This window comes from Photobacterium sp. Ph5, assembly GCF_022129445.1.
Taxonomy (GTDB): domain Bacteria; phylum Pseudomonadota; class Gammaproteobacteria; order Enterobacterales; family Vibrionaceae; genus Photobacterium.
This window is the reverse complement of the sequence record NZ_JADQAQ010000047.1, coordinates 1-18,184: the sequence shown is the minus strand read 5'-3', so window position 1 is coordinate 18,184 and position 18,184 is coordinate 1. Positions and strand designations below refer to the sequence as shown.

16 protein-coding genes are annotated in these 18,184 nt (G+C 41.6%); 2 read left to right on the top strand and 14 right to left on the bottom strand.

Features of this window, described 5'->3' with window-relative positions:
* Position 1: 1 nt before the first annotated feature.
* The 14 genes from lpxB to rpsB form a co-directional block, all read right to left on the bottom strand.
* Positions 2-1,144 carry a lipid-A-disaccharide synthase gene (gene lpxB, locus I3259_RS16025; protein ID WP_238030626.1) on the bottom strand — a complete coding sequence of 381 codons (1,143 nt, stop codon included), beginning with the start codon at positions 1,142-1,144 and terminating at the stop codon, positions 2-4.
* Positions 1,144-1,932 (bottom strand): acyl-ACP--UDP-N-acetylglucosamine O-acyltransferase, encoded by a 789-nt coding sequence (gene lpxA / locus I3259_RS16020; RefSeq protein ID WP_238030625.1) that lies wholly within the window; start codon positions 1,930-1,932, stop codon positions 1,144-1,146. Before lpxA ends, lpxB begins: the two co-directional genes overlap by 1 nt.
* Complete coding sequence (gene fabZ, locus I3259_RS16015) at positions 1,929-2,384, bottom strand: 3-hydroxyacyl-ACP dehydratase FabZ (protein ID WP_008986239.1); 456 nt, start codon at positions 2,382-2,384, stop codon at positions 1,929-1,931. Before fabZ ends, lpxA begins: the two co-directional genes overlap by 4 nt.
* Positions 2,385-2,479: 95 nt before the next feature.
* Positions 2,480-3,508 (bottom strand): UDP-3-O-(3-hydroxymyristoyl)glucosamine N-acyltransferase, encoded by a 1,029-nt coding sequence (lpxD, locus tag I3259_RS16010; protein WP_238030624.1) that lies wholly within the window; start codon positions 3,506-3,508, stop codon positions 2,480-2,482.
* Positions 3,509-3,621: 113 nt separating this feature from the next.
* The gene (locus I3259_RS16005) at positions 3,622-4,131 is read right to left on the bottom strand and encodes an OmpH family outer membrane protein (RefSeq protein WP_238030622.1); all 510 of its coding nucleotides are present in this window, start codon (positions 4,129-4,131) and stop codon (positions 3,622-3,624) included.
* Between the two features lie 17 nt (positions 4,132-4,148).
* Positions 4,149-6,560 (bottom strand): outer membrane protein assembly factor BamA, encoded by a 2,412-nt coding sequence (bamA, locus tag I3259_RS16000; RefSeq protein WP_238030621.1) that lies wholly within the window; start codon positions 6,558-6,560, stop codon positions 4,149-4,151.
* Positions 6,561-6,595: 35 nt separating this feature from the next.
* Complete coding sequence (rseP, locus tag I3259_RS15995) at positions 6,596-7,951, bottom strand: sigma E protease regulator RseP (RefSeq protein WP_238030619.1); 1,356 nt, start codon at positions 7,949-7,951, stop codon at positions 6,596-6,598.
* Positions 7,948-9,144, bottom strand: coding sequence for a 1-deoxy-D-xylulose-5-phosphate reductoisomerase (gene ispC, locus I3259_RS15990; RefSeq protein ID WP_238030618.1), 1,197 nt, complete (start codon positions 9,142-9,144; stop codon positions 7,948-7,950). The genes rseP and ispC overlap by 4 nt, the downstream gene beginning before the upstream one ends.
* Positions 9,145-9,202: 58 nt before the next feature.
* Positions 9,203-10,051 (bottom strand): phosphatidate cytidylyltransferase, encoded by an 849-nt coding sequence (locus tag I3259_RS15985; RefSeq protein WP_238030616.1) that lies wholly within the window; start codon positions 10,049-10,051, stop codon positions 9,203-9,205.
* A gap of 100 nt (positions 10,052-10,151) precedes the next feature.
* Positions 10,152-10,913 carry an isoprenyl transferase gene (locus I3259_RS15980; RefSeq protein WP_238030614.1) on the bottom strand — a complete coding sequence of 254 codons (762 nt, stop codon included), beginning with the start codon at positions 10,911-10,913 and terminating at the stop codon, positions 10,152-10,154.
* Between the two features lie 74 nt (positions 10,914-10,987).
* Complete coding sequence (gene frr / locus I3259_RS15975) at positions 10,988-11,545, bottom strand: ribosome recycling factor (protein ID WP_005371660.1); 558 nt, start codon at positions 11,543-11,545, stop codon at positions 10,988-10,990.
* A gap of 76 nt (positions 11,546-11,621) precedes the next feature.
* The gene (gene pyrH / locus I3259_RS15970) at positions 11,622-12,350 is read right to left on the bottom strand and encodes a UMP kinase (protein WP_004998455.1); all 729 of its coding nucleotides are present in this window, start codon (positions 12,348-12,350) and stop codon (positions 11,622-11,624) included.
* 89 nt (positions 12,351-12,439) lie between these two features.
* Complete coding sequence (gene tsf, locus I3259_RS15965) at positions 12,440-13,285, bottom strand: translation elongation factor Ts (RefSeq protein WP_238030612.1); 846 nt, start codon at positions 13,283-13,285, stop codon at positions 12,440-12,442.
* A gap of 117 nt (positions 13,286-13,402) precedes the next feature.
* On the bottom strand, positions 13,403-14,131 hold the full coding sequence (rpsB, locus tag I3259_RS15960; RefSeq protein WP_238030610.1) for a 30S ribosomal protein S2: 729 nt from the start codon (positions 14,129-14,131) through the stop codon (positions 13,403-13,405).
* Between the two features lie 367 nt (positions 14,132-14,498).
* Here rpsB and map point away from each other — a divergent pair, with 367 nt between their 5' ends.
* Positions 14,499-15,338, top strand: coding sequence for a type I methionyl aminopeptidase (gene map / locus I3259_RS15955; RefSeq protein WP_238030608.1), 840 nt, complete (start codon positions 14,499-14,501; stop codon positions 15,336-15,338).
* Between the two features lie 127 nt (positions 15,339-15,465).
* A complete protein-coding gene (glnD, locus tag I3259_RS15950; protein WP_238030606.1) occupies positions 15,466-18,087 on the top strand; it encodes a bifunctional uridylyltransferase/uridylyl-removing protein GlnD in 2,622 nt (873 codons plus the stop codon).
* Positions 18,088-18,184: the final 97 nt, after the last annotated feature.

Sequence of the window (18,184 nt, the reverse complement as noted above, 5' to 3'; positions counted from 1 at the left end):
TTTACGCTCTATCAATCAAGGCAAGGACGGCATTTGCTGCTTGCTCATCAGCATTACAACGAATGGTTTTATGCATCTGTTCAAATTTCAACATAAGCTCAGAAGTGTCACCATATAGCATTTTATCCACTTCGTGATAAAGCTTCTCTGGTGTGCAGTCTTCTTGCAAAAGTTCTGTAACTAGCTCTTCATCTGCAAGGATATTTGGCAATGAAACATACTTGGTTTTAAGCATTTTCTTAGCCAGCCACGCCGTTAGTGGTTTCACTTTATAGCCCACTACCATCGGCCGCTTCACTAACATACATTCCAGTGCAACCGTACCCGATGCGAGCAATACTGCATCTGACGCAATCATCACATTACGTGCCGTATCATCGACCAGCACGAAGTCGAGTTCTGGCGCTGTTTGCTGCCACGCTTGCTCAAATTGTGCTCGACGCTTTTGATTTACCAACGCAACGACAAAACCTAAATCAGGATGTTTAGCCTTCAGCTGTTTACACGTTTCGATAAACAGTGGTGCAAGCATTTCCATTTCACTGCCACGGCTACCGGGTAATACCGCAAGCCATCGTTTATCAGAGTCTAACCCCAACAATGCTTGCGCTGCTGCTTGATCCGTTTGTAATGGAATGGCATCTGCCATAGTGTGACCAACAAACTCACAAGGCACATTAAACTTATCGTAAAACGCTTTTTCGAATGGTAAGAAAGCCAGCACAAGGTCAGTAGCAGCTTCAATTTTAAAGATACGCTTTTGACGCCATGCCCATACCGATGGGCTGACATAATGCACAGTTTTTATACCGCGATCTTTTAAATCTTTTTCTAAGCGTAAGTTAAAATCAGGAGCATCAATACCAACAAAAACGTCTGGCGGATTATCGCTAAAGTAGTTAACCAGCTCTGCTTTGACCTTAAATAATCGAGGTAAGCGACCTAATACTTCAACAATGCCCATCACGGCAAGCTCTTCCATATCAAACAGGGCTTCACAGCCTTCTGCTTGCATACGAGGACCTGCAACACCAACAAATTCAGCATCGGGGTATTTGACTTTAACCGCTTTAATAAAACCGGTACCTAAAATATCGCCGGAGATTTCTCCGGCGACAATTCCTATTCGAAGTGGCTTCGTCATTAGCGAATAATACCGCGTGTCGAGTTTTCAAATAGTTTCAGGAATAAGCCAATTGAAGGATAATCTTTACTCATTTCTTCAAGTACAGGTTTTACTTCAGCTAGCGTTTTACCTGAACGGTAAATTTCTTTATATGCACGACGGATAGCATGTAATTCTGGCTTTTCAAAACCACGACGCTTTAAGCCTTCGATATTAATACCGAACGGTTTCGCGTGGTTACCTTGCGCCATTACAAATGGTGGCACATCTTGAACAACAATAGAGCCGCCGCCGATAAAACTATGTGCGCCGACAGTACAGAATTGGTGTACTGGCGATAGTGCAGAAATAATCGCGTAATCTTCAACTGTTACGTGACCGGCTAACGTCGCATTGTTACCCATAATAATGTTGTCACCCACCACACAGTCGTGAGCAATATGAACGTTAACACAGAAAAGGTTATCGCTACCGACTATAGTGACGCCTTTATCTTGTACCGTACCACGATGCATTTGGACACTTTCACGGATCACGTTGCGATCGCCAATCACAAGGCGAGTAGCTTCACCTTGGTATTTTTTGTCTTGGCACTCTTCACCGATCACGGCAAATGGGAAGATACGGTTATCTTTACCGATCACTGTTGGACCTTTGATCACAACATGTGACATCACTTCAGTGCCATCACTGATTTCAACATCAGTGGCAATATAAGTGAATGGGCCAACTTTCACGTTAGCGCCAATCTTTACACCGTCTTCAATCACTGCTGACGGATGAATTTGTGCGGTTTCATGGATCATGAGAATACTCGTCGTGCACATTTAAGTTCAGCAGAACACACTACTTCGCCGTCAACTTTTGCTACACCGTTAAACATAGCAATACCACGACGCTCTTTTAGAAATTCAACTTCTAGTACTAGTTGATCACCAGGACCTACAGGCTTACGAAATTTCGCTTTATCGATACTTGCAAAGTAGTACAGTTCATTCTCAGCAGGCGCACCAAAGGTTTTAAATGCTAGTAACCCTGTTGCCTGCGCCATTGCTTCTAAGATCATTACGCCTGGGAATACCGGCATATTCGGGAAATGACCAGTAAATTGAGGCTCATTGACAGAAACATTTTTAATCGCTGTTAGCGTCTTACCTTCATCATAGTTGATCACGCGATCAATCATTAGAAATGGATAACGGTGAGGAAGCAGTTCCTGAATTTCTGTGATGTTAAGCGTCTTATTTTCGCTGGTCAAAACTAAATTCCTGTCTTAATGAGAATAAAATAATATTCAAAATAAATGCAAAACGGCCTACACAAAGGTAGGCACGTTAACTTATTACGTAAAACTTACTTATCTTTTGCTGCGAGTTCTTTCTCAACAGCTTTCAAACGCTTATTCATATCGTCAATACGATGAACACGCGTTGCAGTCTTACGCCACTCGCGATTAGTTTGTAATGGAATACCTGAAGAATACATACCCTTTTCTTCGATACTACGCATTACCATGCCCATACCAGTGATGGTAACACCATCAGCAATGTTGATATGGCCATTTAATACTGATGCACCGCCAATGATGCAGTATTTACCAATTTTGGTACTACCTGCGACAATTGTACCACCCGCCATCGCTGTACCATATCCGATCTGCACGTTATGAGCGATTTGCATTTGGTTATCGATAATGACGTTATCTTCGATAATGGTGTCATCTAATGCACCACGGTCAATCGTCGTACATGAACCGATTTCAACGCGGTTACCAATACGCACAGAGCCAAGTTGAGGAATTTTAACCCACTCGCCTTTATCATTAGCATAGCCGAAACCATCAGCGCCAATGACTGTGCTTGATTGCACTAAACAATCACTACCTAACTCAACATTGTGGTAGATAGTTACATTCGCCCATAGCTTAGTATTAGCACCAATCACTGCATTTTTACCAATAAAGCATCCCGCACCAATTTGTACGTTATTACCTAAGGTAACACCCGCTTCAATCACTGCGTTATGACCGATAGCAACGTTATCACCAATCGTAGCCGTTGGATCAATAAATGCCGATTTGGCTATCTCCGTTGCTGCTACAGGCGTTGTATCTAATAGTTGTGCAACTAATGCGTAGCTTAAGTAAGGATCTTTAACAACTAATGCATTACCTTGGAAGAATTCGACATCCGCTTCTCGTAGCATTACTGCATCAGCCTTGCAATCAGCAAGTTGCTTACGGTATTTGCTATCAGAAAGGAACGTTATTTGACCTTCCACAGCCTTGCTCATTCCAGCAATAGAATGAATTTCCACAGAGCCATCGCCTTGAAGCTCTGCACCTAATTTTTCAGCTAGTTTAGCAAGTGTGATTGCCGCCATATTTACCTTATACCTATTGTAACAACAGCCACAAAAGTGGCTGCTAGATACGATAAAAACTGGTATATCGCGAAAATGGCGATATACCAATCGTTATTACTTTGTATTACTGATTATTTTACCGCAGCAATCACTTTAGAAGAAAGATCATCTTTCTTATTTGCGAATAAAACAGCTTGTGCATCTAGCACAATGTTATAGCCGTTTTTCGCTGCCACTGTATCAATCGCTGTACGGATTTTCTTAACAAGCTTTTGCTCTTCTTCCATACCACGACGACGCTGATCTTCAGCAAGTGCTTGTGCTTTTAGTTTGTAATCAGAATCAAGTTGAGCAAGCTCACGCTGTAGCTTTTGACGTTGATCTGAGCTCATAAGCTCACCATCACGCTTCATTTTGTCAATCTTGCTCTTCATCTTAGTTTCGATAGAACGTAGTTGCGCTACACGACCACTGAATTCTTTCTTTAACTTATCTTGAACCTTGTAACGCTGAGCTAACTCAGACATTGCTTGACCAGTAGATACGTAACCAATTTTTTGAGCAGCTTCCGCTGCATTTGCGTACATAGACGAAGATAGAATTACCAAGCCAAGACTTGCTGCTTTAATCCATTGTTTCAAAAGTTCTCTCCTCAAAATTAGAATGTCTGACCAATAGTGAATGTGAAGAATTCCTCATCATCCCCTTCATATTTCTTGATTGGCTTAGCAACCGAGAATACAAGTGGACCCATTGGTGACATCCACTGTAAAGCTGCACCTGCAGAGGCGCGGATCATACCTGGATCAGAGTAATCCGGGATATTCTTTGTAATGCCTGGTGGGTGAAATTCAGTATCCCAAACAGAGCCGGCATCAACAAAGAAACTGGTACGGATCTGATTCTTAAGCTCATCTGATGCAAATGGTGTTGGAACAATCAATTCCATACTCGCAAGTGCAATCGCATTACCACCAGCAGCATCATCACTATTTACCCATTCAGGGTTATTCGTTCCGCCATCAATGTTGACTGGATTTATAGCCTTAGGCCCCACAGTATTTGAACGGAAGCCACGAATCGTACTAAAACCACCAGCATAGAAGTTTTCGTAGAATGGCATTAGCTGATCGCTACCATTATCTGTTGTACCGTAACCATTACCGTAACCCAACTTACCACGTAGTAATAAGCTAAAATCTTGTTTTTCTGTTAACGGTATGTATTGACGAACGTTGTACTGCGCTTTGAAGTACTGTGAGTCAGAACCAGGAATTGTCATCTTAAATGAGAAGTCTTGGCGATTACCAGAAGTTGGGAAGTAACCTCGGTTTAAGTTGTTACGTGTCCAACCAATGGTCCAACTAAAGTCATCTAACTCAATAGCACTATCGGGATCTAAATCAAAGCCATGAATTCTCTTAAATTGATTAACTTGGTAGTAATCAGAAACATTCGAAATCTTATTATGATCGTAACCCAAACTAAAGTTGAAATAATTTAACTCATTAAATGGGAAACCCCACGTTAAGCTTGTACCGTAGCTTTGGTTGGTATAATCCGAGATATTCGCATCAGATGCTTCAAACTCGTTGTAATAAATCTTACCACCCAGACTTACGTTATTAATCGTGAAGTAAGGATCGTTGTACTCAAGACTGATATTTTTCGAGTAATCATTGGTCATCGCATTGATGCCAAAACGATTACCAGTGCCTAAGAAGTTATCTTGAGTTAAACCAGCTTGGAAACTAATACCTGATTCAGTACCATAGCCAACACCAAAGTTAACACTACCAGAATTGGCTTCTTTTACGTTGTACTTAATGTCAACCTGATCATCAGAACCTGGTACACGTACCGTTTGTACATCGACATTTTCAAAGAAACCCGTACGGTTTAAACGAGATTTACCGGTTTCAATCTTCTTCGCATTTAACCAAGTACCTTCCATTTGACGCATTTCACGGCGTAAAACTTCATCTTTAGTATTGGTATTACCACGAAACTCGATATTGCGAACGTAAATACGTTTACCTTGTTCAACATTTACCACCAATGATACTTCATTGGTCTTATCATCAAACTCTGGGTATGTTGTTACTTTCGGGTAAGCGTAACCAGCTTCACCAAGCTTACGTTTAACCGCTTCTTCTAGCGACGTAACAGCAGCACCGTTGTACACTGAGCCTGCTTTAAATGTTACTAGCTTATCGAACTCAGCAACACGACCTGCAACATCACCGCGGAACTGTACATTCTTAACTTTGTACTGATGGCCTTCATGGATTTTAAGGGTGATATACACACCTTTTTTATCCGGTGAAATAGACACCTGTGTTTCATCAAGACGGTACTTCAAATAACCATTATTCAAGTATTGAGAACGCAGCGCCTCTAAGTCGCCTTGTAATACTTGTTTTTGATATTTTTCATTCGCCATAAAGTTCCACCAAGGCACATCATCCTTAAGTGTGAACTTACTGCGTAACTCATCATCACTGAAAACATGGTTACCTAAAATGTTAATCTGCTTAATTTTTGCAGACACACCTTCAGTGAAAACAAATTTAACATCAGCACGATTACGAGGTAGAGGTGTAACAACAGCTTCTACTGTCGCGTTGTATTTACCAACACTGTAATAGAAATCCTCTAACCCTTTTTCAATTTTTCGTAACGTTGTACGATCAAGCGCTTCACCCACTCGCAAACCAGAAGCCTCTAAATTTTCTTTTAGCTGCTCAGCTTTGATCGCTTTGTTACCTGCGAAAGTAATATTAGCAATAGTAGGACGCTCTGTTACATCGATCTGAAGCGTATTACCGTCACGGTATACTCTAATATTTTCAAAGTTGCCAGAAGAGTAAAGTGACTTGATCAGTTCTGAAATATCCTGTTTATCAACAGTATCTCCAACGCGAACTGGCATTTTTAACAATGCAGCACCTAACGTGACACGTTGAAGTCCTTCAAAACGAATGTTATCAACTACAAATTTATCTTCCGCACTATGCGCAACGCTACTGGTTAAAAGCAGCGATGCGACCAACAGTTTTTTAATCGCCATTACTGTTCTGATTATTCCTTGCTAAAAACGCATTATTAAAGACGGGTAAAATCATTGAATAGCGCAACGGCCATTAACGCAACCAAAACGGCTGATCCCATTCTATAGCCAATATCCTGAATTCGTTCTGATACAGGACGACGGGTTACAGCTTCAATGGCGAAGAACATTAAATGTCCTCCATCCAATACAGGAAGCGGTAACAAATTAACTATACCTAAATTGACACTTATCAATGCTAAGAATCCAAGAAAATAGACTAGCCCAAAATCGGCGGTCATTCCTGCACCTTTTGCAATAGATATCGGTCCACTGAGGTTTTTAATTGCAACATCACCTGTAAACAGTTTAGTGACCATATCAAAGGTTAACGTCACTAATTGTTTGGTTTTTTCTGTTGCTTTAACTGCAGCTTCAATTGGACCAAACTGCAAGTTAATCTTATAAGACTCAGGCCATGGTTCAATCGCTGGCGCTAATCCTACATAACCAACTTGACGACCATCTGATTCAACCTTGCTACGAGGAACTAATGATAACATCACCGGTTCATCATCTCGCAACACTTCAACTGAAAGCGGTTGATCTGGATGCGTACGCACCGCATCAACAAACTGCTGCCACTCAGTTACAGGCTTTTTATCAATTGCTACAATCTTATCATTTAATTTAAATCCTGCATCTACTGCAGCACTATTATCCACCAATTGCGCGACATTTAACGTAACTTTAGGTCGATAAGGCGTAATACCTAATGTTTTTAGTACTTGCTGAGACTCTGGATCATAAGACCAATGAGATAGATCTAAAGTGCGTGTCACGATGACATTACTGTCAGGCTCTGTCGCTGTGATCACCATACTCTTATCACCGATATGAGAGACCATTGCCATATTGGCTGATTCCCAATCTGATGTTTCGATTCCTGAAATGGATTTAAGTTCCATCCCTGGTGTAATTCCTGCTTGAGCCGCAATAGATTGTGGAGCGACTTCACCAATAAACGGCTTTAATGCTGGTACACCAATGAGGTAAACAACCCAATAGGCAAATATAGCAAAAATAAAGTTAGCTAAAGGACCTGCTGCAACAATTGCACTTCGTTGCCAAAGCTTTTTATTATTAAACGCCATATGACGCTTTTCAGCAGGCACTTCTTCTACCCGCTCATCAAGCATTTTTACATAGCCACCTAGAGGGATCATTGCCAATGTATATTCCGTTCCGTCTTTTCCTTTACGACGGAAAAGAGCCTTACCGAAACCGATAGAAAAACGTTCAACATACACACCGCAACGGCGAGCTACCCAAAAGTGACCAAACTCATGGACAGCAATTAATATTCCTAGAGCAACTAAAAAAGCACTTAAATTGCGGATAAACTCAATCATGCAAATTCCTTGGTGATGACATCTGAAGCAAGTTGACGAGCTTGTTTATCAATTTCCATCACTTCAGCAATATCGTGAGGTTCAACAAGCACGGCTATTTCTAGCACTTTTTGGTTCACTTTAGCAATATCTGTAAAGCAAATTTCCCCCGCTAAAAATGCAGCAACGGCCATTTCATTTGCAGCATTCAACGTTGTTGTTGCTGCTTGACCTTGATAACAGGCATCAATAGCAAGCTTCAAGCATGGATAACGATCAAAGTCTGGCTTCATAAACGTAAATTCACCAATTTGACTAAAATCAAGCGGAGCAACCCCCGCATCGACACGCTCTGGATAAGCCATTGCACAGGCAATTGGTGTACACATATCGGGTAATCCCATTTGTGCAATGACTGAGCCATCTTTATATTGCACCATTGAGTGAATAACAGATTGCGGGTGAATAATCACATCCATCTGCTCACGACTGGCATTAAATAACCAGCGAGCTTCAATATACTCTAGTCCTTTATTCATCATTGTGGCTGAATCAACAGATATTTTCGGCCCCATTGACCAGTTAGGGTGCGCAATAGCCATGGCTGGAGTTACAGTAGCTAGCTCTGCAATATCAGTGTATCTAAACGGGCCACCAGATCCGGTTAATAATACTTTACTCACGCCAGACGCTGATAAATCACAACGTCCCATACGTTGTTGAATCTTGGTCGGTAACGATTGAAAAATTGCATTATGCTCACTATCAACAGGCAGTAATTCCGCGCCATATTGTTCACATGCATCAATGAACATTTGCCCCGTCATCACAAGCGCTTCTTTATTAGCAAGTAAAATACGCTTGCCTTTTTTTACTGCCGCCATTGTGGGTAATAAGCCTGCTGCACCAACAATCGCCGCCATAACAGTATCTACATCATCAAGTGCTGCAACCTCACATACGCCCTGCTCGCCAGAAAGCACTATTGTTGTGATTTCTTGCTGCTTTAATAACGTCGCCAATTCAGCTGCAGCTGTAGTATCAAACATAGCAGCAAATTTCGGTTGCCATTGCTGACAAAGCGCAAACATTTTTTCAACATTTGAACCAGCAGCAAGTGCAACCACTTCAAATAACGCTGGGTTTTTCGCTACAACATTTAAAGTACTGCTACCAATAGAGCCTGTTGCCCCAAGGATCGTTAACTTACGCATAAAATCACTTACACTAACAAAAAAGGCAGCGTAATGGCTGCCTTAGAAAAGAAATGGCTTACATTAACCAGAGATAAAGTAATGCAAAAACGGGGATTGCTGCTGTTAGGCTATCAATACGATCTAAAATCCCACCATGTCCCGGTAATATATTACCGCTATCTTTAACGCCAGAAGCTCGTTTAAACATACTCTCGACTAAATCACCAAGCACAGAGATCACAACCGTTATAATTGCGATCGATAGTAAGCTTGAGATTGAGACAAACGGAATAGAAAGAATATTTGCACCTAGCCAAGTAATGATAACGGCTAAAATCACGCCACCAATTAAGCCTTCAATTGTTTTATTCGGACTAACGGCTGGCGCCATTTTGTGTTTACCAAAACGTTTTCCTGAAAAATAGGCACCAGTATCGGCAGACCAAACTAAGAAACAAACCAATAAAACAAGCTTAGCACCATGATACGGATCGTTGCTGTAATCTACAGCACGTAACATTAAAATACTCCAAAAAAACGGAAGTAGAGTTAATAAGCCAAAAATTTGTTTGGTAAAGGAATTGGAGGCCCATAATTTATCAGTTTTAGGGTATGTAATCGCTAATACCGATGCGATTAACCACCATATCCCACCCACTAATAACACCCCATGCAAGCCTCCCCCCATCAAAGAAAGTGACGCTGCATCTACTGGTAATAACACTAGGCTAGCACCCAATGCAATCACAGGTAGAATCATTGCACTAATACGAGATGGGGTATTAACAAACTGAGTCCATTCCCAAAAGCCCACTAACGTTATTACAGCAATGGCTGCAACAAAGGCTGGAAATGGTAAGAAAAAGATCCCCGCAATAACAAGTGGAGCGAGGATTAATGCGGTAATAATTCGTTGCTTTAGCAAACTGCGTCCTCTATATAATTATTGTATAGGCAAAGGCCATATTCACTGTAAATAATAACGCCAACACACATTGCTGTGCATTGGCGAAAAATAATAACTTTTATTTTAACAATGCTTGTATCTGCTCGCCAGTACAGCCAAAGCGACGCTCACGAGTCACGAACCAGGCAACCGCATTCATTAAACTTGACTCATCAAAGTCAGGCCAATGTTGTTCAGTAAAGAATAACTCTGCATAAGCTGTCTGCCATAACATAAAGTTACTGATTCGGCACTCTCCACTAGTACGGATTAACAGATCAACATCAGGTAATCCATACGTTGATAATCCTGATGCTAAATCTTGTTCAGTTACGGTTGCGAGATCAAGGTCATTATCAATCGCATGTTGAGCTAACCTTTTAGCCGCTTCTAAAATATCCCATTGACCACCGTAATTAGCAGCAATGTTCAGCACCATACCTGTATTGTCAGCCGTTAATGTTTCTGCCGCTGCAATTTTTTCTTGTAAGCGCTGACTAAAACGACTTTTGTCACCAATAATACGTAACTGAATATTATTCTTATGAAGCCTTTTTACTTCACGACTTAATACTGTCATGAAAAGCTCCATTAAGAGTGATACTTCTGCTTCAGGACGACGCCAGTTTTCACTACTAAAAGCAAATAGCGTTAATGCTTTTATACCAAGACGATTTGCAGTAGAGACTGTTTTTCGCACGGCTTCTACGCCAGCCTTGTGACCAAACACCCGAGCTTTGCCTTTGGCTTTTGCCCAACGACCATTACCATCCATAATCACAGCAATGTGGTTAGGAAGACAATCTGCCGAAAGCCCAGCCTCGATTGAATGCTCTGCCATCTCTATCCCTCAAAAAAAAGCGCCGTGCTGCACGCACAGCGCTTCTAGCTATTTAAAACTTAAAAAATAAAGTTTTAAACTTCCATTAACTCTTTTTCTTTGACTTCAAGAACAGCATCGATGTTCTTAATCGCATCATCAGTTAATTTCTGAATTTCGTCTTGTGCACGACGATCATCATCCTCAGAAATTTCTTTATCTTTTAATAAACCTTTAACGGTTGCATTTGCATCACGACGAATGTTACGAACAGCAACGCGACCTTGTTCTGCTTCTGCACGTACAATCTTAACAAGATCACGACGACGCTCTTCTGTTAGCGGTGGAAGAGGAACACGGATCACGGTACCTGCAGACATTGGGTTTAGACCCAAATCAGACATCATGATTGCTTTTTCTACTTTTGGTGCTAATTCACGGTCAAATACAGTAATAGCAAGAGTACGAGCATCTTCCGCAACAACGTTTGCTACTTGATTTAACGGTGTATTCGCACCGTAGTACTCAACATGAATCGTATCAAGTAGGCTTGGGTGAGCACGACCTGTACGGATTTTTACTAGTTGGTTTCGTAGTGCATCAACACTTTTTTCCATGCGCGTTTGCGCGTCTTGTTTGATTTCGTTAATCACGATAAATACCCTTGATAATTCGGTCACAGTAAAAAAGTAAAGCTACTTTTTCAATTAATCAGTTGCCCACTTTTGCTTAAGCATTAGTGATTAGCGTACCTTCTTGCTCACCCATCACTACGCGACGTAGTGCGCCTGGTTTATTCATGTTAAAGACACGAATTGGCATATTGTGGTCACGAGCAAGTGTAAAGGCGGCTAAATCCATTACCTTTAATTCTTTTTCAAGTACATCTTGGTAACTTAGCTTATCACAAAGTACTGCATCTGGGTTCTTAACTGGATCGTCTGTGTAAACACCGTCCACTTTGGTCGCTTTTAACACAACATCAGCTTCAATTTCGATACCACGTAGACATGCCGCAGAATCGGTGGTGAAGAATGGGTTACCTGTACCTGCAGAGAAAATCACTACACGGCCTTGGCGTAACTGGCTAATTGCATCAGCCCAGTTGTAGTTATCACAAACACCATTTAGAGGAATAGCAGACATTACTCGAGCGTTCACATAGGCACGGTGCAAAGAATCACGCATTGCTAAGCCGTTCATTACAGTTGCTAGCATACCCATGTGGTCGCCCACAACTCGGTTCATACCTGCTTCTGCAAGGCCAGCACCACGGAATAAGTTACCACCACCAATAACTAGGCCTACTTGAACACCCAGTTCAACGAGTTCTTTGATTTCTTGAGCCATACGGTCAAGAACTTGTGCGTCAATGCCGAAACCTTCTTCGCCTTGTAGTGCTTCACCACTTAGCTTAAGCAAAATTCGTTGATAAGTTGGTTTTGGGTTTGTGGTCATGTGTTTTACCTTCCAGGCTAACTTGAGATATGGAGTTGTAAAAAGACCGCAGCCTTGGCTACGGTCTTTGGCATTCTTATAAAGAAGGATTAACCCTTCTGAACAGCTGCTACTTCTTCTGCAAAGCTCATTTCTTGAGCTTTCTCGATACCTTCACCAACTTCTAGACGAATGAAGTTAGTTACTGTAGCACCAGTTTCTTTCAGTACGTCACCAACAGTTTTCTTTGGTTCCATGATGAAAGCTTGACCAGTTAGAGAAACTTCGCCAGTGAACTTCTTCATGCGGCCTTCAACCATCTTCTCAGCGATTGCTTGTGGCTTGCCTTCGTTCATTGCGATTTCAACTTGAACTTCGCGCTCTTTAGCAACAACTTCAGCTGGTACGTCAGATGGGTTAACGTATTCTGGCTTAGATGCAGCAACGTGCATTGCGATGTGCTTAAGTGTTTCTTCGTCGCCGTTACCAGCAACAACAACAGCGATACGAGTGCCGTGTGTGTAAGCAGAAACTTTCTCGCCTTCGATGTAATCTACACGACGAATAGAGATGTTCTCACCAATTTTAGCAACTAGCTCGATACGCGCTTCTTCAAATTGTGCTTGAAGTTCTTCTACTGATTTGTGACCAGCAAGTGCAGCGTCAGCAACTTCGTTAGCAAATGCTAGGAAGCTACCATCTTTTGCTACGAAGTCAGTTTGGCAGTTAACTTCAACAAGAGCAGCTTTACCAGCCGCTTCTTTGATGATGATAGTACCTTCAGCTGCTACGTTACCTGCTTTCTTAGCAGCTTTAGCAGCACCGCTCTTACGCATATTTTCGATTGCAAGCTCGATGTCAGCGTTAGCTTCTACAAGCGCTTTTTTACAATCCATCATACCTGCGCCAGTACGCTCACGCAGTTCTTTAACTAGGGCAGCTGTAACTGTTGCCATTGTCATAATCCTCAGATTTAATTCTTCGAGTAAAAATCAGGGGCCCTATCGGCCCCTGGTAACCATTCTTAGTTTACACAAGGTAACTTAAGAGGCTCGGTAAGTAACAAGTACTTATTAAGCTTCAGCTACGAAACCGTCTTCTTCAGCTTGAACAGCGATATCTTGGTTACGAGCTTCTTTAACAGTTTGAGCTACAGCACCAGTGTAAAGCTGGATCGCACGGATTGCGTCATCGTTACCTGGGATAACGAAGTCAACGCCGTCTGGATCAGAGTTAGTATCAACAACAGCGAATACTGGGATACCTAGGTTGTTAGCTTCTTTGATTGCGATGTGCTCACAGTCAGCGCCGATTACGAACATTGCGTCTGGTAGGCCGCCCATGTTCTTAATACCACCTAGTGATTTCTCAAGCTTTTCCATTTCACGAGTACGCATTAGCGCTTCTTTCTTGGTTAGCTTGTCGAAAGTACCATCAGTAGATTGAGCTTCAAGATCTTTAAGACGCTTGATTGATTGACGAACAGTTTTCCAGTTAGTCAACATACCACCCAACCAACGGTTGTTTACGTAGTACTGGTCACAGCTTACTGCTGCTTCTTTGATTGATTCGCTAGCTGCGCGCTTAGTACCAACGAAAAGAACTTTACCCTTACGAGCTGCAATTTTTTCAATTTCAGCTAGTGCTGCATTGAACATTGGTACAGTTTTTTCTAGGTTGATGATGTGTACACGGTTACGAGCGCCGAAAATGAATGGCTTCATTTTTGGGTTCCAGTAACGAGTTTGGTGACCAAAGTGTACACCAGCCTGAAGCATGTCGCGCATTGATACAGTTGCCATTGAATAATCCTCTATGGGGTTAGGCGTCCACATATCCCATCTAAAAACCGACCCGATAATAACTTTTAAAGCTATTGTTACCTTATTAGGTAACCGAGCACCCCGGCAGATGTGTCGATATGTGTGAATAATAAAATAAGAGTGTGTGACTCAATCAAGTCGCACCTTCGTACCTATATATTAGTGCTTACGCAAAAATATATGTTATCGAAAGAAACAAAATCACCGATCACGGCGCGCTTTATACCACATATTTAGGCGCTAAATCTAGTCAAATCTGGTTATGAGAATGAATCTTATCTTTCCATTAGCCCTAAGCGACTGGTAATATAGCGCTATAGCAAAACATACAAATAGAGACGATTATATGAGCATTAAGATCAAAACGGCTGAAGAAATTGAAAAAATGCGCGTTGCGGGCCGTTTGGCTGCTGAAGTGCTAGAAATGATCGAACCCCACGTTAAAGCTGGTGTAACTACCGAAGAGCTTGATCGTATTTGTCATGACTACATCACTAAAGATCAGCAAGCTATCCCAGCACCACTGAATTACCATGGTTTTCCAAAATCAGTATGTACTTCAATTAACCACGTAGTATGTCATGGTATTCCAGCACAAGCTGATGAAGAAGTGCCAGAAGCAAATGGCAAATACATTAAGCCAGCAGTGCTAAAAGATGGTGATATTATTAATATCGACGTAACCGTTATTAAAGATGGTTACCATGGCGATACATCAAAAATGTTTGAAGTGGGTGAAGTATCACTCGAAGACAAGCGTCTATGTCGAGTAGCACAAGAAAGCCTTTACTTAGCCATTAAAAAAGTAAAACCAGGTGCACGTGTAGGTGATATTGGTACCGCTATTCAGAAGTTTATCAAATCTGGTAATAGCCGTTTCTCTATTGTTAAAGATTACTGTGGTCACGGTATCGGAAATGAGTTCCACGAAGAACCACAAGTAGTTCACTACAAAAACAACGATCGTACCGTCCTAAAAGAAGGTATGTGTTTCACTATCGAGCCAATGATCAACGCCGGTAAATTCGGTTGTGAATCTGATGATCAAGACGGTTGGACAGTTTACACCGTAGATGGTAAGAAATCAGCGCAGTGGGAACATACTCTGCTAGTAACTAAAGATGGTTGTGAAATTTTAACGCTTCGTGCAGAAGAAACAATTCCACGCCTTATGCATAACGCATAACATAACGACTTCGTTAACACGATCATAAAAACCGACCATTTGTGTCGGTTTTTTTTCCTCTATACATGTTGTTCCTCACTGGTAGTCGTTATAGTAAAGATAAGATTTAGCAATAGCACGGACTGCCATGACGGATACCCTTTCTCTTCAACTTGATAGTTACCTTGATCAAGACATCACGCTCGATAATTTACGCAATACATTGACCACTTTTGCTGAACAACAAAAAGAATGTTTTTTTCAGCACGTTCCTATTGCTGATCTAGTTACCGCTCGCAGTAACTATATTGATCAACTTCTACAACGTTTATGGCATTTTTATGGATTTTCACAGCAATCAGATTTAGCTTTCGTTGCTGTAGGTGGTTATGGTCGAGGTGAGCTTCACCCTCTTTCAGATGTCGATATTTTAATTTTAAGTGAGCAACCCATTAGCGATGAGATTGGCGCAAAAGTCAGTGAATTTATTACGCTACTGTGGGATCTTCGATTAGAAGTAGGACAAAGTGTCCGTACTGTTGCTGAATGTATTGATGTTGGTAAAAATGACCTAACCGTTGCAACAAACTTAACCGAAGCCCGTTATTTATGCGGCAATAAAGGCACCTATAACCACCTTATTGAATCTATTAATGATGGCGCATTCTGGCCAAGTCATACGTTTTATAAAGCCAAGTTAGAAGAACAAAAAAAACGCCACGCTCGTTATCACGATACCACCTATAATTTAGAACCTGATATAAAATCAAGCCCTGGCGGACTGCGAGATATTCATACCTTAAGTTGGGTTGCACGCCGACACTTTGGCGCCACTAGCTTATTTGAAATGAGTCGCCATGGTTTTTTAACTGATGCTGAGTATCGTGAACTGGTTGAATGCCAAAATGAGCTGTGGCGAATTCGCTTTGCATTACATATCGAACTTCGTCGTTATGATAATCGCCTTACTTTTGATCATCAGGCATCGGTCGCTGACAACTTAGGTTATCAAGGGGAAGGGAATCGTCATGTCGAAATGATGATGAAAGAGTTCTACCGCACGCTTCGTCGCGTAGCTGAGCTCAATAAAATGCTACTACAGCTATTTGAACAAGCGATTATTACCCAACAAAAAGATACCGCACCCACCATACTTGATGAGGACTTTCAAATTCGTGGGAATTTAATTGAAGCCACCAAGCCAGCGCTATTCCAAGCGCGTCCTGAAACTATTTTAGACATGTTCCTTCATGTTGCTAAAAACTCTGAGATTGAAGGTATTGCGGCGCCAACACTGCGTCAACTTCGCACCGCCCGTCGGCGACTGAATCTCTTCCTAATTGAAATCCCAACTGCTCGTGAAAAGTTCATGGAGTTGGTCCGACAACCCAACGCCTTGCAAAAAGCCTTTCGCTTGATGCATCGTCACGGCGTGTTATCCGCTTATCTACCGCAATGGAGCCACATTGTTGGCCAAATGCAATTTGATTTATTCCACGTTTATACCGTCGATGAGCACAGTATTCGTGTGATCAAAAACCTGAATAAATTTAGCGATCCAGAAAATCAACAACGCCACCCGATTTGCTGTGAAATCTATCCTCGTATTGTTAAGAAAGAATTATTAATTCTGGCAGCTATTTTTCACGATATAGCAAAAGGTCGAAAAGGCGATCACTCTGAACTCGGTGCTGTCGATGCCTATGACTTTTGTATCCAGCATGGGCTCTCACGACCAGAAGCCAATATTGTTTCATGGTTAGTTAAAAAACACCTTCTCATGTCAGTAACCGCACAACGTCGTGATATTTACGATCCCGAAGTGGTCACTGAATTTGCTAAAGAAGTGCGAGATGAAGAACGTCTGGACTATTTAGTCTGCTTAACCGTTGCTGATATCTGTGCCACGAACCAAGACTTATGGAACAGTTGGAAACGTACTCTCCTCTCCGAGCTTTACTACTCAACCCAAAAAGCATTACGTCGCGGTTTAGAAAACACACCGGATGTGCGTGACCGTATTCGTCACAATCAACAATTAGCTTCTGCCATGTTACGTAGTAAAGGTTTTCAGCCACGTGAAATTGAAGTTTTATGGCAACGCTTTAAAGCTGATTACTTTCTTCGCCATACCCACAAACAACTGGCGTGGCATGCTGAAGCCTTGCTTACGCACGATCATGACAAACCGCTAATCTTACTCAGTAAAAAAGCAACCCGTGGCGGCACTGAGGTGTTCGTGTATAGCAAAGATAAAGCCAAGCTTTTTGCTATCGTCGTTTCAGAGCTAGATAAGAAGAACTTAAGTGTCCATGACGCTCAAATAATGAATAGTAAAGATGGTTACACACTCGATACTTTTATGGTGTTAGATCCTAACGGTAAAGCAATCAATGAAAACCGTCATACCACTATTCGACGCACATTAACGAAAGCGTTAACAGTGATGAAATCTGAGCGAAAAATCCGTCGAGCACCACGTAAGCTATTACACTTTAATGTAAAAACTAAAGTCAGTTTTCTACCGACCAAAACAGGAAAGAAAACGATGATGGAATTAGTTGCGTTAGACATGCCAGGATTATTAGCCAAAGTGGGAGCTGTATTTGCCGAACACAATATTAGTTTGCAAGCGGCGAAAATAACCACTATTGGTGAACGCGCTGAAGACTTCTTTATTCTGGTTAATGATCAAGGTTGTAATCTTAGCGTTGAGCAGCAAGAAGTATTGGAAGCGTCGCTAATACGCACAATCAATAAACACGCATAATTGATAACGTATTAGAATAAAAGCAACAAAGCCTGCAATTAAGCCTGTCTCTTATACACAAATCCCTAAGCTGCAGCTTGGGGATTTTTTTGAACTA

What these genes read in the sequence shown, in the direction of transcription:
- glnD (WP_238030606.1), top strand. Translation starts at nt 15,466, where the DNA reads ATGACGGATACCCTTTCTCTTCAACTTGATAGTTACCTTGATCAAGAC.
- ispC (WP_238030618.1), bottom strand. Translation starts at nt 9,144, where the DNA reads ATGCGTAAGTTAACGATCCTTGGGGCAACAGGCTCTATTGGTAGCAGT.
- pyrH (WP_004998455.1), bottom strand. Translation starts at nt 12,350, where the DNA reads ATGACCACAAACCCAAAACCAACTTATCAACGAATTTTGCTTAAGCTA.
- lpxA (WP_238030625.1), bottom strand. Translation starts at nt 1,932, where the DNA reads ATGATCCATGAAACCGCACAAATTCATCCGTCAGCAGTGATTGAAGAC.
- rpsB (WP_238030610.1), bottom strand. Translation starts at nt 14,131, where the DNA reads ATGGCAACTGTATCAATGCGCGACATGCTTCAGGCTGGTGTACACTTT.
- I3259_RS15980 (WP_238030614.1), bottom strand. Translation starts at nt 10,913, where the DNA reads ATGGCAGAGCATTCAATCGAGGCTGGGCTTTCGGCAGATTGTCTTCCT.
- lpxB (WP_238030626.1), bottom strand. Translation starts at nt 1,144, where the DNA reads ATGACGAAGCCACTTCGAATAGGAATTGTCGCCGGAGAAATCTCCGGC.
- map (WP_238030608.1), top strand. Translation starts at nt 14,499, where the DNA reads ATGAGCATTAAGATCAAAACGGCTGAAGAAATTGAAAAAATGCGCGTT.
- bamA (WP_238030621.1), bottom strand. Translation starts at nt 6,560, where the DNA reads ATGGCGATTAAAAAACTGTTGGTCGCATCGCTGCTTTTAACCAGTAGC.
- tsf (WP_238030612.1), bottom strand. Translation starts at nt 13,285, where the DNA reads ATGGCAACAGTTACAGCTGCCCTAGTTAAAGAACTGCGTGAGCGTACT.
- rseP (WP_238030619.1), bottom strand. Translation starts at nt 7,951, where the DNA reads ATGATTGAGTTTATCCGCAATTTAAGTGCTTTTTTAGTTGCTCTAGGA.
- lpxD (WP_238030624.1), bottom strand. Translation starts at nt 3,508, where the DNA reads ATGGCGGCAATCACACTTGCTAAACTAGCTGAAAAATTAGGTGCAGAG.